The sequence below is a fragment of the Janthinobacterium svalbardense genome, assembly GCF_002327145.1.
Classification (GTDB): Bacteria; Pseudomonadota; Gammaproteobacteria; order Burkholderiales; family Burkholderiaceae_D; genus Janthinobacterium; species Janthinobacterium tructae.
Window position 1 is genome coordinate 1,312,270 of record NZ_CP023422.1, and the last position, 25,240, is coordinate 1,337,509.

General features: G+C 60.3%; 17 protein-coding genes, 2 tRNA genes, 3 rRNA genes, 2 pseudogenes and 1 riboswitch. Of the genes and pseudogenes, 9 read left to right on the forward strand and 15 right to left on the reverse strand.

The features are described from left to right. The first annotated feature begins 15 nt into the window (after positions 1-15). Positions 16-1,170, forward strand: coding sequence for a hypothetical protein (locus CNX70_RS05835; RefSeq protein ID WP_096233927.1), 1,155 nt, complete (start codon positions 16-18; stop codon positions 1,168-1,170). Here CNX70_RS05835 and CNX70_RS05840 read toward each other — a convergent pair whose 3' ends face one another. The 14 genes and pseudogenes from CNX70_RS05840 to cobT form a co-directional block, all read right to left on the reverse strand. Beyond that, entirely contained in the window at positions 1,171-2,625 is a 1,455-nt protein-coding gene (locus CNX70_RS05840; RefSeq protein WP_096233928.1) for a cobyric acid synthase, read from the reverse strand. It abuts the gene before it with no gap. Beyond that, complete coding sequence (locus CNX70_RS05845) at positions 2,622-3,419, reverse strand: ABC transporter substrate-binding protein (RefSeq protein WP_096233929.1); 798 nt, start codon at positions 3,417-3,419, stop codon at positions 2,622-2,624. The genes CNX70_RS05840 and CNX70_RS05845 overlap by 4 nt, the downstream gene beginning before the upstream one ends. Then, positions 3,416-4,327, reverse strand: a complete 912-nt coding sequence (locus CNX70_RS05850; RefSeq protein ID WP_096238295.1) for a cobalamin-binding protein — start codon at positions 4,325-4,327, stop codon at positions 3,416-3,418. The genes CNX70_RS05845 and CNX70_RS05850 overlap by 4 nt, the downstream gene beginning before the upstream one ends. Further along, positions 4,324-5,310 carry a threonine-phosphate decarboxylase CobD gene (cobD, locus tag CNX70_RS05855; protein ID WP_096233930.1) on the reverse strand — a complete coding sequence of 329 codons (987 nt, stop codon included), beginning with the start codon at positions 5,308-5,310 and terminating at the stop codon, positions 4,324-4,326. The genes CNX70_RS05850 and cobD overlap by 4 nt, the downstream gene beginning before the upstream one ends. Continuing rightward, positions 5,303-6,256 carry an adenosylcobinamide-phosphate synthase CbiB gene (cbiB, locus tag CNX70_RS05860; RefSeq protein ID WP_096233931.1) on the reverse strand — a complete coding sequence of 318 codons (954 nt, stop codon included), beginning with the start codon at positions 6,254-6,256 and terminating at the stop codon, positions 5,303-5,305. Before cbiB ends, cobD begins: the two co-directional genes overlap by 8 nt. Next, positions 6,250-6,816 carry a bifunctional adenosylcobinamide kinase/adenosylcobinamide-phosphate guanylyltransferase gene (cobU, locus tag CNX70_RS05865; RefSeq protein WP_096233932.1) on the reverse strand — a complete coding sequence of 189 codons (567 nt, stop codon included), beginning with the start codon at positions 6,814-6,816 and terminating at the stop codon, positions 6,250-6,252. Before cobU ends, cbiB begins: the two co-directional genes overlap by 7 nt. Positions 6,817-6,823: 7 nt before the next feature. Beyond that, positions 6,824-7,462: a cob(I)yrinic acid a,c-diamide adenosyltransferase gene (gene cobO, locus CNX70_RS05870; RefSeq protein ID WP_096233933.1), complete on the reverse strand. Its 639-nt coding sequence runs from the start codon at positions 7,460-7,462 to the stop codon at positions 6,824-6,826. A 2-nt stretch (positions 7,463-7,464) separates the two neighbouring features. Continuing rightward, complete coding sequence (locus CNX70_RS05875; protein WP_096233934.1) at positions 7,465-8,232, reverse strand: ABC transporter ATP-binding protein; 768 nt, start codon at positions 8,230-8,232, stop codon at positions 7,465-7,467. 7 nt (positions 8,233-8,239) lie between these two features. Beyond that, positions 8,240-9,265: a FecCD family ABC transporter permease gene (locus CNX70_RS05880; RefSeq protein ID WP_096233935.1), complete on the reverse strand. Its 1,026-nt coding sequence runs from the start codon at positions 9,263-9,265 to the stop codon at positions 8,240-8,242. A gap of 88 nt (positions 9,266-9,353) precedes the next feature. Continuing rightward, the gene (locus CNX70_RS05885) at positions 9,354-10,676 is read right to left on the reverse strand and encodes a TonB-dependent receptor domain-containing protein (RefSeq protein WP_341865556.1); all 1,323 of its coding nucleotides are present in this window, start codon (positions 10,674-10,676) and stop codon (positions 9,354-9,356) included. Between the two features lie 152 nt (positions 10,677-10,828). Continuing rightward, positions 10,829-11,341: pseudogene (locus tag CNX70_RS29190) on the reverse strand (TonB-dependent receptor); the annotation flags it as partial. Positions 11,342-11,351: 10 nt separating this feature from the next. Continuing rightward, positions 11,352-11,593: riboswitch (cobalamin riboswitch) on the reverse strand. 44 nt (positions 11,594-11,637) lie between these two features. After that, positions 11,638-12,191: pseudogene (locus CNX70_RS05890) on the reverse strand (histidine phosphatase family protein). A 1-nt stretch (position 12,192) separates the two neighbouring features. Continuing rightward, positions 12,193-12,999 carry an adenosylcobinamide-GDP ribazoletransferase gene (locus tag CNX70_RS05895; protein ID WP_096233936.1) on the reverse strand — a complete coding sequence of 269 codons (807 nt, stop codon included), beginning with the start codon at positions 12,997-12,999 and terminating at the stop codon, positions 12,193-12,195. 4 nt (positions 13,000-13,003) lie between these two features. Next, entirely contained in the window at positions 13,004-14,044 is a 1,041-nt protein-coding gene (gene cobT / locus CNX70_RS05900) for a nicotinate-nucleotide--dimethylbenzimidazole phosphoribosyltransferase (RefSeq protein WP_096233937.1), read from the reverse strand. A 490-nt stretch (positions 14,045-14,534) separates the two neighbouring features. On the opposite strand from cobT, the gene CNX70_RS05905 reads away from it, so the two are divergent. From CNX70_RS05905 to rrf, 5 genes are all read left to right on the forward strand, one after another. Continuing rightward, a 16S ribosomal RNA gene (locus CNX70_RS05905) occupies positions 14,535-16,065 on the forward strand. Positions 16,066-16,165: 100 nt separating this feature from the next. After that, positions 16,166-16,242: transfer RNA gene (locus tag CNX70_RS05910), tRNA-Ile, on the forward strand. A gap of 27 nt (positions 16,243-16,269) precedes the next feature. Continuing rightward, positions 16,270-16,345: transfer RNA gene (locus CNX70_RS05915), tRNA-Ala, on the forward strand. 246 nt (positions 16,346-16,591) lie between these two features. Then, positions 16,592-19,467, forward strand: a 23S ribosomal RNA gene (locus tag CNX70_RS05920). 138 nt (positions 19,468-19,605) lie between these two features. Next, a 5S ribosomal RNA gene (rrf, locus tag CNX70_RS05925) occupies positions 19,606-19,718 on the forward strand. The 16S, 23S and 5S rRNA genes sit together here with 2 tRNA genes alongside, the layout of an rRNA operon. A 162-nt stretch (positions 19,719-19,880) precedes the next feature. Here the strand turns inward: rrf and uraH are convergent. Further along, positions 19,881-20,234 (reverse strand): hydroxyisourate hydrolase, encoded by a 354-nt coding sequence (gene uraH, locus CNX70_RS05930; protein ID WP_035824942.1) that lies wholly within the window; start codon positions 20,232-20,234, stop codon positions 19,881-19,883. 121 nt (positions 20,235-20,355) lie between these two features. Between uraH and puuE the strand changes: the two genes are divergently transcribed. From puuE to xdhB, 3 genes are all read left to right on the forward strand, one after another. Beyond that, positions 20,356-21,309: an allantoinase PuuE gene (gene puuE / locus CNX70_RS05935; RefSeq protein WP_096233938.1), complete on the forward strand. Its 954-nt coding sequence runs from the start codon at positions 20,356-20,358 to the stop codon at positions 21,307-21,309. A 99-nt stretch (positions 21,310-21,408) separates the two neighbouring features. After that, complete coding sequence (xdhA, locus tag CNX70_RS05940; RefSeq protein ID WP_096233939.1) at positions 21,409-22,875, forward strand: xanthine dehydrogenase small subunit; 1,467 nt, start codon at positions 21,409-21,411, stop codon at positions 22,873-22,875. 10 nt (positions 22,876-22,885) lie between these two features. Next, a complete protein-coding gene (gene xdhB, locus CNX70_RS05945) occupies positions 22,886-25,231 on the forward strand; it encodes a xanthine dehydrogenase molybdopterin binding subunit (RefSeq protein ID WP_096233940.1) in 2,346 nt (781 codons plus the stop codon). Positions 25,232-25,240: the final 9 nt, after the last annotated feature.

The window sequence follows — 25,240 nt, forward strand, 5'->3', positions numbered from 1 at the left end:
CGAAAGTCACACCACATGAAAAATGCACTTACGTTCCTTGTCCTGGGCGCGGCCCTGTCCGCATGCGGTGGCGGCAGCGATGGCGGCACGCCGGAAATCCCCGCCAAGCCACCCGTCGTGGTGACGCCTCCCGTCATCCCCGCCGACAGCGTGACGGTAGCATCGGAAGCCGTGGCGAAAGAGGCTGGCCTGAGTGTCATTGCCGGTGCCAGTGCTGACGAAAGCGTGTATGACGTGGCCGCCGATATCGGCGACACCTGGCGCATCACGTTTGACAGCGTCAAGAAAACCTATGCCATCCGTGTCCTGTCGACGCAGTTCGGCTTGAGCGACCGCAGCGGCACGTTCAGCGCTACTACCACCGGTAATCTGACCACCTACACGGCAACGGATTTCAGCGTTACCGTCGATGCGCGCACGCGTCTCCTGTCGGGCAATATCAAATTGGGTAACATGGTCTCGACCGTCAGCGGCAGCGGCTATGCGGTGGGTGACGTGGCCAAGCTGGCCGGCAACTATATTTTCCTGGGTGCCATGCGCAATGCATCGAACGGCGCTGACCGCTTCAATCCGAAAGGCAGTCTCAAGATCGCAGCCGACGGAGCGGCCCAACTGTGCAATGGCGGCGTGTTCAACGCGCAAGGCGTGTGCTCTGCAGTATCGCCGCAGCTGGAAGCGGAAAACGCCAGCCTGACCCTGGTCAAGGATGCGAAGAACGGCTTGCTCGTCGCTCGCCAGGGTGGCCAGGACTTCGGCATCGTGCACGTGCATGCGGGGGACCGGGGGCTGGCGCTGTTCATCGACCGCTACAGCCGCAACCAGCAGAACGTGTTGCGCGTGGGCACCATCGTGGCAGCCAAACAACAGAAGATCGGCACCGAAATCGCCGGCAGTTACGCCTGCGCGGCGTCGGGCATCAGCGCGAACATCGTCGTTGCCGGCAGCACCGCCACTCTGACGAATAACACGACCGGCAAGACGCATGCGGAAACCATCACCGTCAACAAGCTGGGCCTGGGTGCGCAAGCCGTCGATTTCGATGGCATCGCCGTGTTCAAGGACCCGGCCGATGTGCCGGCCGACTATTCGATGTTCATGCCCGTGTCGTCGAGCATGGCAGTCGAGTTTTCGACCGACCGTTCGTACATGGGCATGTGCCTGAAAAAATAGTCAGCGCTTGATTTGCTCCAGGGCGGCCAGCAGAGGCAGCGCCGCGTCGGCGATGCGCTCCAGGCTGGCCTCGCGCAGGGCGGCGGTGTCCACCGTGTGGCCGGAGTCCAGCCCCGCCCAGCGCAGCAGCGCCGAACATGCGGCGGGCGTGTCGAACATGCCGTGCAAATAGCTGCCCAGGATTTGCCCGTCGCCCGATACGGCCCCCTCGGGCCGTCCATCGATCATGAACGCCGGCTGCAGCAGGGCGGCGCCCTGCGAGACGCCCATGTGGATTTCATAGCCTGCCACGCGCGCATCGTGGGCGCCAGCAAACGCGCAGTGGCCGCGCACCTGTTGCAGGCGCTTTTGCGCCGTCAGTTCAGTCACCATATCGAGCAGGCCCAGTGCCTTCGATTCTCCAGCATCCCCTTCCACACCCAGCGGGTCGCACACGCTCAGGCCCAGCATCTGGAAGCCGCCGCAGATGCCGAGCAGCTTGCCGCCGTAGCGCAGGTGCTTCGCCAGATAGGCGGGCCAGCCCTGCTGCTGCAGCCAGGCCAGGTCGCCGCGCGTGTTCTTGCTGCCGGGCAGGATCACCAGGTCGGCCGGCGGAATCGGCTGTCCTTGTTGGATGAATTGCAGGTCGATGCCGGGATGGGCGCGCAGCGCATCGACATCCGTGTGGTTGCTGATGCGCGGCAGTTGCGGTACCAGCACCTTGAAGGCGCCGCGTTCTGTCTGCATCGCTTCGACGGCGTCTTCCGCGTCGAGGAACAAGCCTTGCAGGTAGGGCAGCACGGCCAGTACGGGCTTGCCAGTTTGCTGCTCCAGCCAGTCGATGCCGGGTTGTAGCAGCGAGATGTCGCCGCGGAAGCGGTTGATGACAAAGCCGAGGATGCGCGCGCGCTCGCTGTCGGACAAACACGCCAGGGTGCCGATGATGTGCGCGAAGACGCCGCCACGGTCGATGTCGGCCACCAGAATCACGGGACAGTCGACGGCTTCCGCAAAGCCCATGTTGGCGATGTCGCGCGCACGCAGGTTGACTTCGGCGGGGCTGCCGGCGCCTTCGACGATGACGGCGGCATATTGCTGGCGCAGTCGCGCGTACGATTCGAGCACGGCGCCCATGGCGATGGTTTTATATTGCTGGTAGTCGCGCGCATCCATCTCGGCGCGCACCTTGCCATGGATGATCACCTGCGCGCCCGTGTTCGACGACGGTTTCAAGAGTACCGGATTCATGTCCGTGTGCGGCGCGATGCCGCAGGCCAGTGCCTGCAAGGCTTGCGCGCGGCCGATTTCTCCGCCGTCCGCCGTGACGGCGCTATTCAATGCCATGTTTTGCGGCTTGAATGGCGCTACCGTCACGCCGCGGCGCATCAACAATCGGCACAGGGCTGCAACGACGGTGCTTTTGCCCGCATCGGACGTCGTGCCCTGCACCATCAGGGCGGGGAAGGGGTTGTTCATGGCTGGCGCTCCTGCCATTGCGCGATGATGTCGCTGATCTGGCGTAACCCCTCTGTAATGGCGGCCGGACCGGGCGACAGGATATCGGGCGACTTGATCTCGAACAGCATCTGGTTTTTCACGGCGGGAATCGCATCCCAGTCCGGACGTGCCGCCAGTTGTGCGGGCTGGAACTTCTTGCCGCACCAGCTGGCGATGATGATGTCGGGCGCGCGCCGCACCACGGCCACAGGATCGGCGATGATGCGCTCTTTCGCGCCCGGTTGCTCGGACAATTCCGGGAAGGCGTCCGTGCCGCCGGCGATGCCGATCAATTCCGCCGCCCAGCCGATGCCGCTCATCAGGGGATCATTCCACTCTTCAAAGTAAATCACGGGCTTGCGCGCCCACGCGGCGGCGCGGGCCCGGGCGGCGGCGATGTCCGCGCGCAGGCTGGCGATCAGTTCGCGGCCGGCATCCTCGCGTTGCACCAGCGCGGCCAGCACGGCGATCATGCGCAGGATGCCGTCCACCGTGCGCTGGTTGAACTGGTGCACTTCGATGCCGGCCTTGACCAGGTCGCGGCAGATATCAGCCTGCATGTCGCAAAAGCCGATCACGAGATCCGGTTTCACTGCCAGGATGCGTTCCAGGTTCGTGGATGAAAAGCCGCTGATCTTGGTTTTTTCCTCGCGCGCCCGTGGCGGACGCACGGTAAAGCCGGAAATGCCTGCAATGATGTCTTCGGCACCCAGCGCATACAGCGTTTCCACGGCTTCCGTCGACAGGCAGGCGATGCGCTGGTAGTGACTCATGGCGCCGTCTTGGCTGCGGGAGCGCTGCGGCGCTGGCGGGCCACCTCCAGCTGTTCGCACATGGCGGCCGTGCCTTCGATCATGCGCGGGCCGGCGCGGTTCAGCAGGTCGCCATTCAGGCGGAACAGATTATTCCTGCGCACGGCCGTCATCGACGGGAAGGCGCGCCATATGGCCAGGCCGCCTTCGCTGCGCGGATCGCTTTTTTCGCTGGTGCCGAAAATGACTTCAGGGTCTTCCTGCAGCACGCCTTCCGGCGTGACGACGGGCGCCACCACCTTCATCGCGGCAAAGATATTCTGCGCGCCGCACACGCGCATGGAGTCGCTGATGATGCTCGCGCCGCTCAAGGTGTACAGGGGCTTGTCCCACACCTGGTAAAACACGCGCACGGGCGGGCGCTGCGCATACTGGGCCGTCAGGCTGGCCAGTTTGGCGCGCAGCTGCGCGGCGGCCGGCTTGGCGGTTTTTTCCGTTCCCATCAGCTGTCCCAGGCGTTCCATGCTGTCCGGGATGTCGGCCAGCTTGCGCGGCTCGCTGTGATAAATCGGCACCTTCAGCTGGCGCAGCATGGCGATCTGGCGCTCGGCGCTGCCATGCATCCACACGACGATCAGGTCCGGCTTCATGGCGATGATGCGTTCCATGTCGTACTGGCGGTTGTCGCCTACCTGCGGGATTTTTTTCGCCGCTTCCGGATAGTCGCTATAGCTGACGACACCGGCGATTTTCTCGCCGCCACCGGCTGCGAACAGCAGTTCCGTGACGTGCGGCGCCAGCGCCAGGATGCGCTGCGCCGGTTTTTCCACGGTGACGGTATTGCCGTCGTCATCGCGCACGGTGATGGCGGCGTGCGCCTGGGTCGAGATCAGTCCTGCCAGTAGCAATGCTGTTTTCAAGTGGTTCATCGCTTCTTCCATGTGGTGAGTGCCTGTTCCAGCTGGAGCCAGGCGTCTTCGTTCGGCGGCAAACCCAGGCGGATGCCGTAGGCGGCGTGGCGGAACAGGCGCACCCAGATGCCCTGCTGCGCCATGTGGTGCCAGAAGGCTTCGGCGTCTTCTTCCGGCCACCATTGAAACAGCGCGCAGCCGCCGCTGGCGATGCCGTGGCTGGCGAGCAGCTGGCGCAGGCGTTCGCCTTCGTCGCGCAGGCGCAGGCGCATCGTATCCTGCCAGTGCGCGTCGGTCAGCGCGGCCAGGGCCACTTGCTGCGCCGGGCCGCTGACGGTCCATGGCCCCAGCATGTCGGTCAGCTTGCTGAGTAGTTCGGGATGGGCGGCGACAAAGCCCAGGCGCAGTCCCGCCAGGCCAAAGAATTTGCCGACCGAGCGCAGCACGATGAGTCCAGGCTGACCCGCGTGCGGTCCCAGGCCGGCTTGCGCCTGCGTGTCGCCAAACGCTTCATCGACCACCAGCCAGCCGCCGCGCTGGGCCAGCCTGTTTGCCCAGTCCAGCAGCACTTCGGGCGCAATGCGCGCGCCCGTGGGGTTGTTCGGGTTGCAGACAACCATCACGTCGCAGCTGTCCACCGCATTGGCCAGTTGCGCATACGGTACATGCCGCAAGCTGTGGCCGTGCTGGCCCCAGTGGTGCGCGTGTTCCGCGTACGAGGGCGCGGCGACGACCACACAGGATGGCGCGCGCAGCCGGGGCAAGGCCTGGATGGCCGCCTGCGTGCCGGCCACCGGCAGCATGGCTGGCGCGTGATAGTAGGCACAGGCGGCGGCGGTCAGCGCCGGGTTGCTTTCCGGCAGACGGTGCCAGGCGCTGGCGCTGCTGGCGGGCACGGGATAGCCGTGCGGATTGATGCCGGTCGACAGGTCGATCCAGTCGGCCAGTGGTCGTCCATATTCGCGCGCGGCGTCGCGCAGGTTGCCGCCATGTTCAAGCAAGGTATTTCCCCCGCAGGTAATACAGCCCGGCCAGCAGCGCCACCCAGATCAGCCACAGCACGGCCGTTTCGGCCACCAGGCGCCAGGCGCGGTCGATGTCGCGCGCTTCGGCCGGACGGCCGGCGCCCAGCGGCGGGCGGCGTTCCAGCTCGCCGTCGTAGATGGCGTCGCCACCCACGGCCAGGCCGAGGGCGCCGGCGCCGCTGGCCATCACGGGGCCTGCGTTCGGGCTGTTCCAGCTGGGCGCCTGGCTGCGCCAGCACTGCCAGGCGCGTTTTTTATCCGCCATGGTCTTGCCCATGACGACATACGACAGGGCCGTCAGGCGCGCCGGCAGGTAATTCAATAGGTCGTCGATGCGCGCGGCGCAGCAGCCGAACCAGTCGTAGCGTTCGTTGCGGTAGCCCCACATGGCGTCGAGGGTATTGGCCAGCCTGAATAGCACGGCGCCAGGGCCGCCCGCCACGGCAAACCAGAACAGGGTGCCGAAGACGGCATCGTTGCCGTTTTCCAGCAGGGATTCCGTGCTGGCTTTGGCCAGGCTGGACGCATCGGCGTTGTTTGTATCGCGGCTGACGATGCGCGCCGTCAGAAGGCGCGCCTTGTCCAGGTCATCCATGGCCAGGGCATCGGCGATCGGTTGATTGTGGTCGCGCAGGCTGCGCAGGCCGAGGCACAGGTACAGCAGGAAGACATGCAGGGCCGCACCGGCCAGGCCGCACAGCCACCAGGCGGCATAGCTGATCGGCAGTACGGCCAATACCCACGCCAGCGCGCCGCGCAGAAAACGCCCGCGGCTCCGGTTCAGCAGGCGTTCGAGCGCGCTGGCGAGGCGGCCAAAGCCGACCAGCGGATGCCAGCGGCGCGTCTCGCCCAGGATCAGATCGAGCAGCACGCCGGCCGTCATCAGGCCTGCCAGCATGGGCAGCGACAAGCCGCTCAGCATGGCGCGCCTTTCAGGTGCAGGGGCAGGCCGGCGGCCACAAACACGGCCCTGTCGCAGATGGCCGCGACGGCCTGGTTCAGACGGCCAGCTTCATCGGTAAAGCAGCGCGAGATGGCGCCATACGGCACGATGCCCATGCCCACTTCGTTCGATACCAGAATAAGGTCGCAATCGGTATCGCCAAGTTCGGCCAGCGCGTACAGCAGGTGCGCTCGCTCGCTGTGGAACAGTTCGGGCAGGGCGATGTCGCCCACGTCGGGATAGGTTTCGCCGCTGGAAAACATCAGATTCGTCAGCCACAAGGTCAGGCAGTCGACCAGCAGCAGGCGTCCGGGCAATGCTTCGCGCAGGATGGCGTCGCCCAGGCGCAGCGGTTCTTCCAGTGTCGCCCACTCGGCCGGGCGCTGCGCACGGTGGTGCCTGACGCGCGTGGCCATCTCCGCATCGCCCGCCTGCGCGGTGGCGATATACACGACTTCCTTGCCCGACTCGCGGGCCAGCTTTTCCGCATGGGCGCTCTTGCCGGAACGGGCGCCGCCGAAGACCAGGGTGCGCGTCATGGCGCTGTTACCACTCGGTGCCGATTTGTGCGCCGATGCCGGCCGCGTACGCATGCTTGACGACGGCCATTTCGGTGACGGTGTCGGCGATGGCGATCAATTCGTCCGGTGCGCCGCGGCCCGTGATGACCACGTGCTGCATGGCCGGGCGTTCCAGCAGGTCGGCGATGACTTTATGCACGTCGAGGTAGTTGTACTTGAGGGCGATATTGAGTTCATCGAACAGCACCAGGCCATAGCTGGGGTCGGCCAGGAAGGTCTTGGCTTGCTCCCATGCCAGTTCGGCTTTTTCGATGTCGCGTTCGCGGTTCTGCGTTTCCCAGGTATAGCCTTCACCCATCGCATGAAAGCTGATTTCGTCGGGGAAGCGGCGCAGGAATTTTTCTTCGCCCGTCGACATGGCACCCTTGATGAACTGCACCACGCCCACTTTCATGCCGTGGCCCATGGCGCGGATGGCCATGCCGAAGCCGCTCGAACTCTTGCCCTTGCCATTGCCCGTGTTGACGATGATGATGCCGATTTCCTTGTCGGCCTTGGTGATGGCCGCGTCGATGATGGCTTTTTTTCGTTCCATGCGCACGCGGTGGCGTTCGTTGATGGCAGCGGTATTGGCTGCGGTGTCTGCGTTGATGTTGTCGCTCATGTTTAATCCTCTTTGGGTATGAATATCTTGCGTTTGCCGTGGGCTATGATCTCGATCGGGTGGCCCAGGTAGTCGCCCAGGATGGATGCCTGCATCACCTCGGCCACGGAGCCGGCCAGCCAGCCGCCGTCGCCCATCAGCAGCAGCGCATGGGTCGAGACGCTGTGTGCCAGGTTCAGGTCATGTCCCACCATCACCACGGTTTTATTCTGTTCGCGGCACAGTTTCGACAGCAGGCCCATGACGCTGACCTGGTGCGCCAGGTCCAGCGCATTGGCCGGTTCGTCCAGCAGCAGCAAGGGCGTATCCTGCGCCAGCATGGCGGCGATCGCCACGCGCTGGCGTTCGCCGCCGGACAGGCTGCGCACGTCGCGCTCGGCCAGGTGTTCCACTTCCATCGATGCCAGCGCCGCCAGGGCGACACGCTGGTCGTCGCTGCCTTCCCAGTAATGGTTGTCGTGATAAGGGTGGCGCGCCGACAGCACGGTTTCGATGACGCGGTACGAGAACGCATCGTGGCGCGCTTGCGCCAGGAAGGCCCGTTCACGCGCCAGCTCCTCCAGTGGCCAGTCGACCAGGGCGCGGCCCTGTATCGTCACGTGGCCCGCATCCGGTTCGCGCAAACCGGCCAGCGCGCGCAGCAAGGTGCTCTTGCCAGCGCCATTGCGGCCGATCACGCTCCAGCATTCGCCATCCTTGATGTGCCAGGTGAGGTTTTCCACCAGGCAGCGTGTGCCCGCCTTCAGGCCGAGTTGGTAGGTGCGTATCATGCTTTTTTCATCCCCTGCGCAATCGGTGCAGCTGGTACAGGAAAACGGGCGCGCCTATCATGGCCGTGACCACGCCGACGGGCAGCTGCAAGGGCGCCAGCACGGTACGCGCCAAGGTATCAGCCAGCACGAGGAAAGTGCCGCCGGCCAGTGCGGCTGCCGGTATCAGCAGACGATGATCGGGGCCGCAGGCAAAGCGCAGTGCATGCGGCACGATCAGACCGACAAAACCCACGCTGCCGGCACTGGTGACGGCGCTGGCCGTGAGCAGGCCGGAACAGAAGAACAGGCCCTTGCGCAGGGCGCCTACGCGCACGCCCAGCGTGCTGGCCGCTTCCGCGTGCAGCGCCATGACGTTCAGCGAACGCGCGCAGCGCAGCGCAAAGACCATGGCGCCCGCCAGGACCAGCCAGGGCATCAGCCGCGCCGGCGCGCCGGCCAGGTCGCCGATCATCCAGAACACCATGCTGCGCAAGCGGCTTTCCGGGGCAATCGAGAGCATCAGGGTGACGATGGCCATGCAGGCCGAGGCCAGGATCACGCCCGTCAGCAGCAAGAGCGAGGCGCCGCCTTCGGCCGCCGTGCCGCCGCGCAGGTCGCGGCGGGCAAAGAAATACAGCAGCATGGACACGCCGACGGCGCCGGCAAAGGCGGCCGCATCGACCACCCACAGCGTGCACATGAACAGCAGCGCGGCCAGCGCGCCAACGGAAGCGCCGGCGGAAATGCCCAACACGTACGGGTCGGCCAACGGGTTGCGCAGCAGCGCCTGCATCATGACGCCGGCCAAGGAGAGCGCCGCACCGGTGACAAAGGCGGTCAGCGCGCGGCCCAGGCGCAGGTCGAGCAGGGTGGCGGCGAGGGTGTCGGTCTTGCCCTGCACCACATGGAACAGGGCGGAAGGCAGGTCGGCGAGCGGAATCGCGATCGAACCGATCATGCCGGAGAAAATCAGGCTGGCAATTGCGCACACGATCAGCACCGTGAGGATCACGGTGGCGCGATGGCGCATGTTGCGGAAAAATGGGTGCATGTACTGCCTTAAAAACGGGGACTGCAGAACTGCATCTGCGGGCGACGGCGGCATGCCATCGCCCGCAGCTTACATCATTACTTCATGGTTATTTCATGCCGTAGCGCACACCGACGAAGACTTTCGAGCCTGGTGTCGCGTAGAAGCGCGCCAGTTCGTAATCCTTGTTGGCGATGTTGTTCCAGCGCGCCAGCACCGACCAGTCGTGGGTGAATTGGTAGCTGGCGTACAGATTGACCAGGCCATATCCGCCCAGGACGTTCTTGTTGGCGGCATCATCGAAACGCTTGCCCGACAATTGCCACTCGGCGCCCGACGTCAGCGCGCCAGCCGTGTAGTCGACGGCGAAGTTGGCGTGCTGCTTGGCGCGGCGTACCAGTTGCTTGTCCTTGGTTTCATCGCGCGGGTCTTGCAGGTCGATGTTGCCGCTGACGTTGAAAGCGCCGAACTTGCGTGCGCCAGCAATCGTCAGGCCTTCCAGCAGCGCCTTGTTGACGTTGTAGGCGCAGCCGTAGCCGGTGAACAGTGGATCGGGACAAGGCGAGGCATTCACCAGCAGGTCGCTGACCTTGTTGTGGTAATAGCTGGCGCTCAGTTTCGACACGCCGTCGTCGTAGCGCAGACCCACTTCGGCGTTGCGGCCCTGTTCCGGCTTGTTCGTCGCCAGGCCATAGCCCGGGTAGTACAGCTCATTGAAGGTCGGTGCGCGGAAGCTGGTGCCGTAGCTGGCGCTGGCGCGTAATGCGTTGGTGATGCGGTAGCCGTAGGCGACGCTGCCCGTGTTGTGCGTGCCGAATGCCGAGCTGTCGTCACGGCGGCCGCTGATGCTGACCAGGTGCGCGCCGCGTACCATGTTGTACGCTGCCGCGAAGGATTTGGTATGGCGTGCGCCCGTGACTTCGGGCGTGGAGCTCGATGTGACGTCTTCATCGCGGTAGCTGGCCAGCAGTTGCAGGTTGTCGCGGCCGAAGCGGATGTCATTTTGCCAGGTCAGGTCGGTCTGCTTGGTGTTGATCTGGCTCTTGCTCCACGAATCGGTGCCGCCATCATTGCCGGCCTTGTCGCGCGCTTCCGCATAGCGCAGTTCACTGGTCCAGTTGGGCAGGAATTCGTTCTTCGTGAAGACGGAGACGTTTTCCAGTTTCTCGTTGCTGCGTGCATCGTAGCCAGGACCGGCGTCATACTGCGCTTTCAGTTCGCTATTCAGGAATGTCAGGCCCACTTCATGGCCTTTGGCCATCTGATAGCCGAACTGGCCGCTGAAGCTTTCCTTGTCGTAGCCGTCTTTGTCCGGATTGTAGGTGTATTCAGGCGATGCACCGAGCTTCGAGGCCGAGAAACCATCCGATTTTTCCTTCCCAGCTGCCAGCGCATAGCTGAAGCTGTTCGGACCAGCGGTGGAGCCGGCCACTTGCGCTTCGACCTGGCGCGTGTTGTTGCTGCCGTAACCGGCGAATGCGGAGACGCGCGTGGCACCATCGCCTTTTTCGTGAAGATCTGGATCACACCGCCGATGGCGTCCGCGCCGTACATGGTGCTCAGTGGACCATAGACGATTTCAATGTGATCGATGCTGGAAAGGGGCAAGGCGCTCCAGTTGGCCGTGCCCAGGGTGGACGAGCCAATGCGCACACCATCAACCAGCACGATATTCTGGTTGCTGTTCGCACCGCGAATGAATACGCTGGCCGCAGTGCCTGGGCCGCCGTTGCGCGCCACTTCGATGCCGCGTTGTTTTTGCAGCAGATCGACAATCGAGCTGGCACCCGAACGCGCGATGTCTTCCGAGCTGATGGTCTGCGTATCGCTCAAGACTTCGCTCAGGTGTTGCGGGTAGCGGCTGGCGGTGACGACGATCGGGTCGAAGGTATCTGGCGTGGCTTGGGCGAAAGCGGCAGGCGCGGCAATGGCTAGCGCGAGCGACGTGAGGGCCGCGTGGCGGGAAACAGCATGGGTCATGATAATTTTCAGTAAGTAATATGCAACCAGCCGACGTCCCCGTAGGCCAGATTGAACAGAAGTGGGAACTGACGATGACGATCGAAGATGGCCATGGGCCATTCGGATCGCGAACATCCCCGTTCGCACACTTCCACCTGTCCTGGCCGGTATCCGGGCTGGCAAGTACCGCTATCCCACCTTCCCATGCTCGATGATTGCAAGCACAGTGGTTGTCAGAGATAGCTTGTCGTCCGCTTCCTGTCGGGAGGGGCGACACTTGCTTACCGTTGCGGGGGCAGCACACGTTCGCCGCAGGAGCGGCATCGTGTTTCCCGTTTAACTGCGCTCATGGACATGAGCGCGGGCACCAAAACCCCGCCATTATACGTGCAGCAGGCGTGGACTGAAATGCCTGGCTGGACGATTCGATATCAGAAATCGACGACGACCGTCGCGCCGTAGGCGATTTTGTGGGCGGAACGGGCGGCCAGCACGGCGGTTTCTTCCAATGGCAGCCGGGCTTGCAGTGCCGACAGCAGACGGATGGTGCCCGCGTGGCAGATGATGATGGCTGTTTCGTGTTGTTCGCGCAACAGATCGCCTAAAAACGCATCGACGCGGGCGGCCATCGCCAGCACATTCTCCCCCCGCCGGGACGGTACCAGGCCAGATCGGCGGCCCAGGCATCGATGTCCGCGCGTGCAATCGCGTGCCAGGGCTGCATTTCCCACGCGCCGAAATCCATCTCGGCCAGCCGCGCGTCGAAGTGCAAGCCGCTGGAAGGCAAGTCTTGCGCCAATGCTGACGCCAGGCCGGCGCAGCGGCGCAGCGGGCTGGCATACAGCGGTACGCCGGTCGGCAGCGTTGCTTGCAGGCTGGCGCGCACCGTGGCCATTTCGTGCGGCGCCACCGCCACGTCGCTGCGGCCATAGCAGGTGCCGCTGGTCACCTGCGGCGCGGGGTGGCGCACTAAAATCAGTCGCATGTTAATACAAGCGTAGGGGCGGCTGGAAGCTGGACAGGATGGCCAGGTAAATCGCCACTTCCGCCACTTGCTGTACTGCGCCCAGGCAGTCGCCCGTGTAGCCTTGCAGGCGGCGCTGGCATTTGCGGCCCAGCCAGAATGCGACAGCTGCCGCGACCACGATGGCAAAGACCAGCGCGGCCCAGTCAAATATTCCCAGCACGCCGCAGGCTATGGCGGGCAACAGGGCGCAGGTAGCGGCGATGATGAACTCTCCGGTAGTCATTTCCTGCGCCATCGGCTTGGCCTTGCCTTCATCGCGCGCATAGTCCATGGCCCAGATCAGCGAGACGGCGGCCAGGCGAGACAAAGGATGGGCGATGAATAAGGTCGCCACCACCGTGGCAGGCGGCAGCGACGCGAGCGCCGCGCATTTGATGGCCAGCAGGCAGATGATGCCGATGGCGCCATACGCGCCGATGCGCGAATCCTTCATGATTTCCAGTACCCGCTCGCGCGTCAGCCCACCGCCAAAGCCATCGCACATGTCGGCGAAGCCGTCTTCATGGAAGGCGCCCGTCAGATAAATGCCGGCGGCGACGGCCAGCAGCACGGCCATCGCCGAAGGCAGGAGCCAGCTGGCCAGCAGATACACGGCGCCCGAAATGGCCGCCACCAGCACGCCGACCAGCGGAAAGTAGCGCGAGGCGTGTTGCAGCCAGGCCGGCTCGAAACCCACCCAGCGCGGGATCGGCAGGCGCGTGAAGAACTGCAGCGCAATGAAGAAGAGGCGGCACTGATGCACTGCGGCGGAAACGGGATTGGTCATGGTCTTAGTCTGGCGTGGACTTTTCGCTGACCTGGGCCGAGGCGAAGGTCGCCATCTCGCGCATGAAGTTGACGGCCGCGTGCAGCAGCGGCAAGGCCAGGGCCGAACCCGTGCCTTCGCCGAGGCGTAAATCGAGCTGCAGCAGCGGACGCGCACCCAGGTTGGCCAGCAACTGGCGGTGGCCGTTTTCATCGGAGCAGTGCGAAAACACACAGTAATCGAGGATGGCCGGCTGCAGACGGGCCGCCACCAGCAAGGCGCTGCTGACGATGAAGCCGTCGATCAGCAAAATCATGCGCCGTTCGGCCGCTTTGAGCATGGCGCCTGCCATCATGGCGATCTCGAAACCGCCGAAGGTAGCCAGTACGTCGAGCGGAGCATTGACTGCCGCATGATGGGCGACGGCCGCTTCGATCACATGCTGTTTGTGCAATATGCCTTCTTTTGACAGGCCGGTGCCGGCCCCCACGCAATCGGCGACCGGTGTTTGCGTCAGCTTGTGCATCAGCGCGGCGGCGGCGGTGGTGTTGCCGATACCCATTTCGCCAAAGCCCAGCACATTGCCATCGAGCGTGGCGGCCAGGTCCATCCCCGCCTGCATGGCGGCGATGCACTGTTCCTTGCTCATGGCGGCTTCGTTGGCAAAGTTGCGGGTGCCGGCACCTTGCTTGCGGTCAAGCAAGCCGTCGCGCGGGCCGAAGTCGTGGTTGACGCCCGCATCTACTATATACAAGGCGCAATTGTTCTGACGGGCAAAGACATTAATGGCGGCGCCGTTGGCTAGGAAGTTTTCCACCATTTGCCACGTCACGCTTTGTGGATAAGCAGAAATGCCTTCGGCGACGACGCCATGGTCGGCCGCAAAAACGATGATGGCAGGCTGGTGCAATGCCAGTTGCGTGCTTTGCTGGATCAGGCCGATCTGATGGGCCAGCGTTTCCAGTAGTCCCAGGCTGCCCAGCGGCTTGGTCTTGCTATTGATGGCATGTTCGAGTGCGCTGGCCATTGGGGGATTGGCGGTGGGGGTGATGTGTGGGATAGGCATGGGAGTCAAAGTGGGTGAGGCAGGGGATTGTTGGCGCTACGATATCACACAGCAATATTTGCCCAACTGCAAAATAGCCCTTGTGGGACGCGCAGCCCAAGGCTATAATTCGCCCCCTCGCTGAACGATGCATGCAAATGCTGAGTGAGGCGAGTAAAAAAGAAGGTTGACGAAATGCTGAAAAAGCTCCATACTCTTCCTTCTTCGCAGCTGACAAACACAACGCTTTGTCGATAGCGCGAAAGCAGTACCGAATACCGTTCTTTAACAATTAACAGTCGATAAGTGTGGGCATTTGATGTAAGTGCAGCGTCAATCTTCGGATTGGCGTCTAACTTAAAATATCAAATGTTCACAAGAAATAATGAAATAGGATACTTCTTCGGAAGTAGCCTGTCAGTTTTTTGAGTGAGCAAATCTTTTGCAATGTAAAAGATTTGGATGGTAGTGATACTGTCCGACCTGTCAGAAATGACATTAAACAGAGATTAAACTGAAGAGTTTGATCCTGGCTCAGATTGAACGCTGGCGGCATGCCTTACACATGCAAGTCGAACGGCAGCACGGAGCTTGCTCTGGTGGCGAGTGGCGAACGGGTGAGTAATATATCGGAACGTACCCTAGAGTGGGGGATAACGTAGCGAAAGTTACGCTAATACCGCATACGATCTAAGGATGAAAGTGGGGGATCGCAAGACCTCATGCTCGTGGAGCGGCCGATATCTGATTAGCTAGTTGGTAGGGTAAAAGCCTACCAAGGCATCGATCAGTAGCTGGTCTGAGAGGACGACCAGCCACACTGGAACTGAGACACGGTCCAGACTCCTACGGGAGGCAGCAGTGGGGAATTTTGGACAATGGGCGAAAGCCTGATCCAGCAATGCCGCGTGAGTGAAGAAGGCCTTCGGGTTGTAAAGCTCTTTTGTCAGGGAAGAAACGGTGAGAGCTAATATCTTTTGCTAATGACGGTACCTGAAGAATAAGCACCGGCTAACTACGTGCCAGCAGCCGCGGTAATACGTAGGGTGCAAGCGTTAATCGGAATTACTGGGCGTAAAGCGTGCGCAGGCGGTTTTGTAAGTCTGATGTGAAATCCCCGGGCTCAACCTGGGAATTGCATTGGAGACTGCAAGGCTAGAATCTGGCAGAGGGGGGTAGAATTCCACGTGTAGCAGTGAAATGCGTAGATATGTGGAGGAACACCGATGGCGAAGGCAGCCCCCTGGGTCAAGATTGACGCTCATGCACGAAAGCGTGGGGAGCAAACAGGATTAGATACCCTGGTAGTCCACGCCCTAAACGATGTCTACTAGTTGTCGGGTCTTAATTGACTTGGTAACGCAGCTAACGCGTGAAGTAGACCGCCTGGGGAGTACGGTCGCAAGATTAAAACTCAAAGGAATTGACGGGGACCCGCACAAGCGGTGGATGATGTGGATTAATTCGATGCAACGCGAAAAACCTTACCTACCCTTGACATGGCTGGAATCCTTGAGAGATCAGGGAGTGCTCGAAAGAGAACCAGTACACAGGTGCTGCATGGCTGTCGTCAGCTCGTGTCGTGAGATGTTGGGTTAAGTCCCGCAACGAGCGCAACCCTTGTCATTAGTTGCTACGAAAGGGCACTCTAATGAGACTGCCGGTGACAAACCGGAGGAAGGTGGGGATGACGTCAAGTCCTCATGGCCCTTATGGGTAGGGCTTCACACGTCATACAATGGTACATACAGAGCGCCGCCAACCCGCGAGGGGGAGCTAATCGCAGAAAGTGTATCGTAGTCCGGATTGTAGTCTGCAACTCGACTGCATGAAGTTGGAATCGCTAGTAATCGCGGATCAGCATGTCGCGGTGAATACGTTCCCGGGTCTTGTACACACCGCCCGTCACACCATGGGAGCGGGTTTTACCAGAAGTAGGTAGCTTAACCGCAAGGAGGGCGCTTACCACGGTAGGATTCGTGACTGGGGTGAAGTCGTAACAAGGTAGCCGTATCGGAAGGTGCGGCTGGATCACCTCCTTTCTAGAGTTTGCACGAATCAGGTAACTGATTCACGCATCAAATGTTCACACTTATCGGCTGTTTAATTAAGAAGAAACAGTAGTCGTAGTAGTTCCGCGTTGGGGCTGTAGCTCAGCTGGTTAGAGCACCGTGTTGATAACGCGGGGGTCGTTGGTTCGAGTCCAACCAGCCCTACCAGCAAGACCCGAGTCGTAGAAATATCCTGGGGGATTAGCTCAGCTGGGAGAGCACCTGCTTTGCAAGCAGGGGGTCGTCGGTTCGATCCCGTCATCCTCCACCAATACTTTGAAAGTGCAAACGTAAGCCAGTCAACAAGACTGTGGTTTAGGTTTGATCTTTTAGCGATCAAAGCTGTTTCGTTCTTTAACAATCTGGAAGAAGTAAAGATTATTTATTGATTGGTTTGCCGTAAAAAGCAAATCGATGGGTAATGATTGTATGTATCAACAAACAAGCAACAACGTTGTACTTTCTTATCCCTGTAGCGCTCTTTCATTATGCAAATGATGAGAGGCTAACGTTATAGGGACAAGCGAATAAGTGCACATGGTGGATGCCTTGGCGATTACAGGCGATGAAGGACGTAGTAGCTTGCGATAAGCTGCGGGGAGTGAGCAAACACACTTTGATCCGCAGATTTCCGAATGGGGCAACCCACCCTTTTAGGGTATTGCATACTGAATACATAGGTATGCAAGGCGAACGCGGCGAACTGAAACATCTAAGTAGCTGCAGGAAAAGAAATCAACCGAGATTCCCAAAGTAGCGGCGAGCGAAATGGGAAGAGCCTGTACGTGATAGTCGGACCGATAACAGAATCCTCTGGAAATAGGAGCCATAGTGGGTGATAGCCCCGTATGTGAAATTGGACCGGTGATACTAAGCGTACGACAAGTAGGGCGGGACACGTGACATCCTGTCTGAATATGGGGGGACCATCCTCCAAGGCTAAATACTCGTAATCGACCGATAGTGAACCAGTACCGTGAGGGAAAGGCGAAAAGAACCCCGGAAGGGGAGTGAAATAGATCCTGAAACCGTGTGCATACAAACAGTAGGAGCGGACTTGTTCCGTGACTGCGTACCTTTTGTATAATGGGTCAGCGACTTACATTCAGTGGCAAGGTTAACCATATAGGGAAGCCGTAGAGAAATCGAGTCCGAATAGGGCGATCAGTCGCTGGGTGTAGACCCGAAACCAAGTGATCTACTCATGGCCAGGATGAAGGTGCGGTAACACGCCCTGGAGGTCCGAACCCACTAATGTTGAAAAATTAGGGGATGAGCTGTGGGTAGGGGTGAAAGGCTAAACAAACTTGGAAATAGCTGGTTCTCTCCGAAAACTATTTAGGTAGTGCCTCAAGTATCACCATCGGGGGTAGAGCACTGTTATGGCTAGGGGGTCATTGCGACTTACCAAACCATTGCAAACTCCGAATACCGATGAGTGCGAGCTTGGGAGACAGACGTCGGGTGCTAACGTCCGGCGTCAAGAGGGAAACAACCCAGACCGCCAGCTAAGGTCCCAAAGATTGGCTAAGTGGAAAACGAAGTGGGAAGGCTAAAACAGTCAGGATGTTGGCTTAGAAGCAGCCATCATTTAAAGAAAGCGTAATAGCTCACTGATCGAGTCGTCCTGCGCGGAAGATGTAACGGGGCTAAGCCAGTCACCGAAGCTGCGGATATCCTTTATTGGATATGGTAGGAGAGCGTTCTGTAAGCCTGCGAAGGTGTCTTGTAAAGGATGCTGGAGGTATCAGAAGTGCGAATGCTGACATGAGTAGCGATAATGGGGGTGAAAAGCCTCCACGCCGTAAGCCCAAGGTTTCCTGTTCAACGTTCATCGGAGCAGGGTGAGTCGGCCCCTAAGGCGAGGCAGAGATGCGTAGCTGATGGGAAGCAGGTTAATATTCCTGCACCGTCGTATGATGCGATGGGGGGACGGATCGCGGAAGGTTGTCCAACTGTTGGAATAGTTGGTTTTTGGCTCATAGAAGGTACTTAGGCAAATCCGGGTACGGAATTCAAGGGGTTGAGACGAGTGCACTTGTGCATGAAGCAATCGGAAGTGGTTCCAAGAAAAGCCTCTAAGCTTCAGTCATACGAGACCGTACCGCAAACCGACACAGGTGGGCGAGATGAGTATTCTAAGGCGCTTGAGAGAACTCGGGAGAAGGAACTCGGCAAATTGGTACCGTAACTTCGGGAAAAGGTACGCCCCGGTAGCTTGAATGGTTTACTCCATGAGGGTGAAAGGGTTGCAATAAACTGGTGGCTGCGACTGTTTAATAAAAACACAGCACTCTGCAAACACGAAAGTGGACGTATAGGGTGTGACGCCTGCCCGGTGCTGGAAGATTAAATGATGGGGTGCAAGCTCTTGATTGAAGTCCCAGTAAACGGCGGCCGTAACTATAACGGTCCTAAGGTAGCGAAATTCCTTGTCGGGTAAGTTCCGACCTGCACGAATGGCGTAACGATGGCCACACTGTCTCCTCCCGAGACTCAGCGAAGTTGAAATGTTTGTGATGATGCAATCTACCCGCGGCTAGACGGAAAGACCCCATGAACCTTTACTGTAGCTTTGCATTGGACTTTGAACCAATCTGTGTAGGATAGGTGGGAGGCTTTGAAGCGGGGACGCTAGTTCTCGTGGAGCCAACCTTGAAATACCACCCTGGTTTGTTTGAGGTTCTAACCTTGGTCCGTTATCCGGATCGGGGACAGTGCATGGTAGGCAGTTTGACTGGGGCGGTCTCCTCCTAAAGTGTAACGGAGGAGTTCGAAGGTACGCTAGATACGGTCGGACATCGTGTTGATAGTGCAATGGCATAAGCGTGCTTAACTGCGAGACTGACAAGTCGAGCAGGTACGAAAGTAGGACATAGTGATCCGGTGGTTCTGTATGGAAGGGCCATCGCTCAACGGATAAAAGGTACTCTGGGGATAACAGGCTGATTCCTCCCAAGAGTTCATATCGACGGGGGAGTTTGGCACCTCGATGTCGGCTCATCACATCCTGGGGCTGTAGCCGGTCCCAAGGGTATGGCTGTTCGCCATTTAAAGTGGTACGTGAGCTGGGTTTAAAACGTCGTGAGACAGTTTGGTCCCTATCTGCCGTGGGCGTTGGAAATTTGAAGGGGGCTGCTCCTAGTACGAGAGGACCGGAGTGGACGTATCTCTGGTGTACCGGTTGTCACGCCAGTGGCATTGCCGGGTAGCTAAATACGGAAGAGATAACCGCTGAAAGCATCTAAGCGGGAAACTTGCCTTGAGATGAGATTTCCCAGAGCCTTGAGCTCTTTGAAGGGTCGTTCGAGACCAGGACGTTGATAGGCTGGGTGTGGAAGTGCAGTAATGCATTAAGCTAACCAGTACTAATTGCCCGTACGGCTTGTCCCTATAACCTTAGCAGGTACAGAGGATAAGACGGTACAACGTTGTGCGTTTGTTGATACTACAATTCATTACCCCAATCTTTGCTTCTTCCAGATTCAGGCTTTGTCGCTCCATTGAGGACAAATGCCAGTACAAGTTATGCCTGATGACCATAGCAAGTTGGTCCCACCCCTTCCCATCCCGAACAGGACCGTGAAACAACTTTGCGCCGATGATAGTGCTGCAACCAGTGTGAAAGTAGGTTATCGTCAGGCTTGTTATTCGCAGTAGAGAAAAACCCGATCAGCAATGGTCGGGTTTTTTTTCGCCTGCTGGTTTGTGGGTGATAAACCCAACGGCAAAGGCTGGGGTCAGTCACTTCGTGATCGGGATGTGCCCCATTGGGGCGCATCCCCCCGGCGGGTCTGACCCCGATATCAGCTACCGCGATAGGTGGAGTACGACCACGGCGACACCACCAGCGGTACATGGTAGTTTTCATCCGTATGCGCGATACCGAAGGCCAGGGTCACCAGGTCGATGAAGCGGGGCGAGGGTAGTTCCACGCCCTGGGCGGCGAAGTAGTCGCCTGCGTTGAATACCAGTTCGTACTGGCCCGCCTTCATGCTGTCGCCTTCCAGCAAGGGCGTGCTGCAACGGCCGTCGCTGTTCGTCATATCCATCTTCAATAACACTTTGCCTTCCGGCGCGACTGAAAACAGGGCTACCTTGACGCCGGCTCCCGGCCTGCCGTGGGCGATATCGAGTACATGCGTGCTGAGTTTTCCCATTTGCTATCCTGTATATAGGGTGAGTGAATGTGCTTATCGTGCAAATCATATACCGGTGACTGCGCCGGGCTATATGATTGGGCATATAGCCAACATTGTCCTCCTATAGGCGCGCCTCCGCATGAACAATTACGAACATTATCCACGCGACTTGATCGGCTATGGCCGCACGCCACCCCATCCGCAATGGCCGGGCAAGGCCCGTATTGCCCTGCAATTCGTCCTCAATTACGAGGAAGGGGCGGAAAACAGCGTGCTGCATGGCGATGCCGCCTCGGAAACGTTTTTATCGGAGATGATCGGTGCGGCCGCTTTTCCTGCGCGCCACCTGAGCATGGAGTCGATTTATGAATACGGTTCGCGCGCCGGGCTATGGCGCCTGCTGCGCATGTTCGAGGAGCGGCACCTGCCGCTGACCGTGTTTGGCGTATCCATGGCCTTGAAACGCAATCCGGAGGCGGTGGCCGCCTTCCAGCAACTGGGGCATGAAATCGCCTGTCATGGCTTGCGCTGGATTTCCTACCAAAACATGGATGAGGCGACGGAACGTGAACACATGCGTGAAGCCGTGCAGATCATCCGCGAATTGACGGGTTCCGCCCCGCAAGGCTGGTATACGGGGCGCGATTCACCGAATACGCGCAAACTGGTGGTCGAACATGGCGGTTTTCGCTACGACGCCGATTATTATGGCGACGACCTGCCATTCTGGGACCAGGTGGCGTACACGGATGCCGCCGGCATGCCGGCCGTGCAGCCGCAGCTGATCGTGCCCTACACCCTGGACACGAATGACATGCGCTTTGCCGCCATGCAGGGTTTTAACTCGGGCACGCAGTTCTTTGACTATCTGAAAGATGCCTTTGACGTGTTGTATGCGGAAGGTGATCCGAACGGCTTGAATCAGCCGAAGATGCTGTCGGTGGGCCTGCATTGCCGCCTGGTCGGGCGGCCGGGACGGGCGGCGGCGCTGGCGCGCTTTCTCGACTATGTGCAGCGCCACGAGCAGGTGTGGATCACGCGCCGCATCGATATCGCTGAACACTGGCATGTGACGCATCCTTGCACTGTCTGATCTGTATTGATATTGAGTGATAAGTAAAATCAGTCTTAGCATATAGTTGTCCCATATGCCGGTGTTAATCTCCTATACTGGGACTATACCGAGGCCAGCATGTCAGAACCGATCCGCTTTTATTACCGTGGTGCCGTACAGGAAGTACGCAACGCCGCCCCTACGCAGACTGTGTTGCAGCACCTGCGCGAGGATTTGCATTGCACGGGCACCAAGGAGGGCTGCGCCGAGGGCGATTGCGGCGCCTGTACGGTAGTCATCGGCAGCCTGGTCGATGGCCAGGTCGAGATGAAGGCCGTCAACGCCTGCATCCAGCTCATGCCCACGCTCGATGGCAAGGCCTTGTTTTCCGTGGAAGATTTGCAGCAGCCCGACGGCACGCTGCACCCGGTGCAGCAGGCGATGGTCGAATGCCACGGCTCCCAGTGCGGCTTTTGCACGCCCGGCTTTGTCATGTCGCTGTGGGGCATGTATCTGCAGAAAAATGGCGAGACGCCCACGCGCTGTGAAATCGATGACACACTGTCTGGCAATCTGTGCCGCTGCACCGGCTACCGTCCCATCATCGACGCTGCACGGCGCATGGGAGAATTGCCGCGTGTCGCGTTTGACCGCGATGCCCTGGCGCAGCAATTGCAGGCGCTGCAGCGCGGCAGCCTGAGCACCTATGAACACGGCGGCCAGCACTTCCACGCGCCACGCAGCATCGAGGAACTGGTGGCGCTGCGCGCGGCAAAGCCGCAGGCGTGCCTGCTGGCCGGTTCCACCGATGTGGGCCTGTGGGTCACCAAGCAATTGCGCGACCTGGGCGACATCATTTATCTGGGCAACGTGGCTGCGCTGAAAAACATCACCGTGGATGATGGCAAGCTGCACATCGGCGCTGGCGCCAGCCTGAACGAGGCCTATGCGGCGCTGTGCAAGCACTATCCAGACGAGTTATCGGAACTGTGGCAGCGCTTTGCTTCCTTGCCGATCCGCAATGCCGGGACCCTGGGCGGCAATGTCGCCAATGCTTCACCCATCGGCGACTCGATGCCGTGGCTGATTGCGCTGGGCAGTGAGATCGTGCTACGCGGACTTGCCGGCCAGCGCGTCATGCCGCTGGAAAATTTCTATCAAGGTTACCAAAAGAAAGATCTGCAGCCCGGTGAATTCGTCGAAGCCGTGCGCGTGCCCTTGCCGCGTGCCGAGGTGCAATTCCGCACGTATAAACTGGCCAAGCGCTTCGACCAGGATATCTCGGCCGTGTGCGCCGCATTCGCCTTCCAACTCGACGGCGAGCGCATCATCGATGCGCGCATCGCCTTTGGTGGCATGGCGGCCACGCCGCAACGGGCCGTGCAAACGGAAGCGTTCCTGCGCGGACAGGCGTGGACGGAAGACAATCTCGTCATCGCCATGCGCTTGCTGGCCGACGATTACGCGCCGCTGTCGGACATGCGCGCCTCGAATACCTATCGCATGACGACGGCGCAAAACCTGTTGCGTCGCTTCTGGCTGGAAACACGCCCCGGTGCGCCGTTGCTGCGCACTGCCGTCAACGCCTATGCTTGCCGCGCCTGAAAGGACCCGCATGAACCATCCTGTCACGCCCGAACTGCAAGCGGCCGCCTGGGCCGCCGTGGGCAAGCCCAGTCCCCATGAATCGGCGCAATTGCATGTGCTGGGGCAAGCCACCTACACGGACGATATCGCCGAACTGCAAGGCACCTTGCATGCGGCGCTGGGCCTGTCGCAAAAGCCGCACGCGCGCATCACGGCCATGGATTTGTCGGCCGTGCGCGGTGCACAAGGGGTTGTCGCCGTCTACACGGCGCAGGACATTCCTGGCACCAATGATTGCGGTCCCATCATCCATGACGACCCCATCCTGGCTGCGGAGCTGGTGCAATACGTGGGCCAGCCCATCTTCATCGTGGTGGCCGATACGCACGACCATGCGCGCCGCGCCGCCCGCCTGGCGCAAGTGTCGTACGAGGAATTGCCCGCGATCATGACGCCGCAGGCGGCCAAGGCGGCACAGTCGTATGTGCTGCCGCCGATGCAGCTGACGCGCGGCAACTACCAGGCCGCGTTCGATGCTGCGCCGCATGTGGTCAAGGGCCAGCTGTATGTGGGCGGGCAGGAACAGTTTTACCTGGAAGGACAGATTTCCTACGCCATCCCGAAGGAAGCGCAGGGCATGCTGGTGCTGTGTTCGACCCAGCACCCGAGCGAGATGCAGCACGTGGTGGCGCATGCGCTGGGCGTGCATTCACACAACATCACCGTCGAATGCCGGCGCATGGGTGGCGGTTTCGGCGGCAAGGAGTCGCAGTCGGCCCTATGGGCGGCGGCGGCGTCGATTGCGGCGGCCAAACTGAAACGTCCCGTAAAATTGCGCGCCGACCGCGACGACGACATGCTGGTGACGGGCAAGCGCCACTGTTTTTACTATGAATACGAAGTGGGCTACGACGACGACGGTAAAATCCTGGCCGCCAAGGTCGACATGACCACGCGCGCGGGCTACTCGGCGGATCTGTCCGGCCCCGTCGCCACGCGCGCCGTCTGCCACTTCGACAACACATATTACCTGTCCGACGTGGATATTCGCGCCGCCTGCGGCAAGACGAATACACAGTCGAACACGGCTTTCCGGGGCTTCGGCGGGCCGCAGGGTGCCATCGCCATCGAGTACGTGATCGATGAAATCGCCCGCCATCTGCAACGCGATGCGCTCGATATCCGCCTGCTCAATTTCTATGGCCGCAATGATGGGGAAGGACGCAATGTCACGCCGTACGGCCAGAAAATCGTCGACAACGTGATCCATGAACTCGTCGCGGAACTGGAAGAGAGCAGCGATTACCGCGCGCGTCGCCGCGCCATCGACGCCTACAACGAGGCCAGCCCCATCCTGAAGAAGGGCCTGGCATTCACGCCCCTGAAATTTGGCATCGCCTTCAACGTCACGCATTTGAACCAGGCCGGTGCGCTGGTCCACGTGTACGTGGATGGTTCCGTGCTGGTCAACCATGGCGGCACGGAAATGGGGCAGGGCATCAATACCAAGGTCATGCAGGTGGTGGCGCACGAGCTGGGCCTGGACCTGGAATGTGTACGCGCTACGGCCACCGACACCAGCAAGGTGGCGAACACGTCGGCCACGGCAGCGTCCACCGGTGCCGACCTGAACGGCAAGGCGGCGCAGGATGCGGCGCGTCAGATCCGTGAACGCCTGGCCGATTACGCTGTCAAACTGTATGGCGGCGACGTTTCTGCTGTGCGCTTCTTCGATAACCACGTCCACGTGAATGGCCATGTCGTCGCGTTTGCCGAACTGGTGCAGAAGGCGTATCTGGCGCGGGTGCAACTGTGGTCGGACGGTTTTTATGCCACACCGGGCCTGTCGTGGGATGCAAAGACGATGACGGGCCATCCATTTTCCTACTATGCATATGGCGCGGCCGTGGCTGAAGTGGTGGTCGATACCCTGACGGGGGAATGGAAACTGCTGCGTGCGGACGCCTTGTACGACGCGGGCCAGTCATTGAATCCTGCGATTGATCTGGGTCAGGTGGAAGGGGCATTTATTCAAGGCATGGGCTGGCTGACGACGGAGCAGCTGTGGTGGAATGCGGCGGGCAAGCTGATGACGCACGCGCCATCGACATACAAGATTCCCGGCATTTCCGATTGTCCGGAAGATTTTCGCGTCAAGCTGTTCCAGAACCGCAACGTGGAAGACAGCATCCACCGCTCCAAAGCCGTGGGCGAGCCGCCGCTGCTGTTGCCGTTTTCCGTGTTCTTTGCCATCCGCGATGCCATTTCCAGCGTGGGCCATCACGCCGTGCAACCACCGCTGAATGCCCCCGCCACCAGTGAGGAAATCCTCAAGGCGGTCATGGCCGTGCAAGCGGCCGGTGTGGCCGCTTAAGGAGCTGAT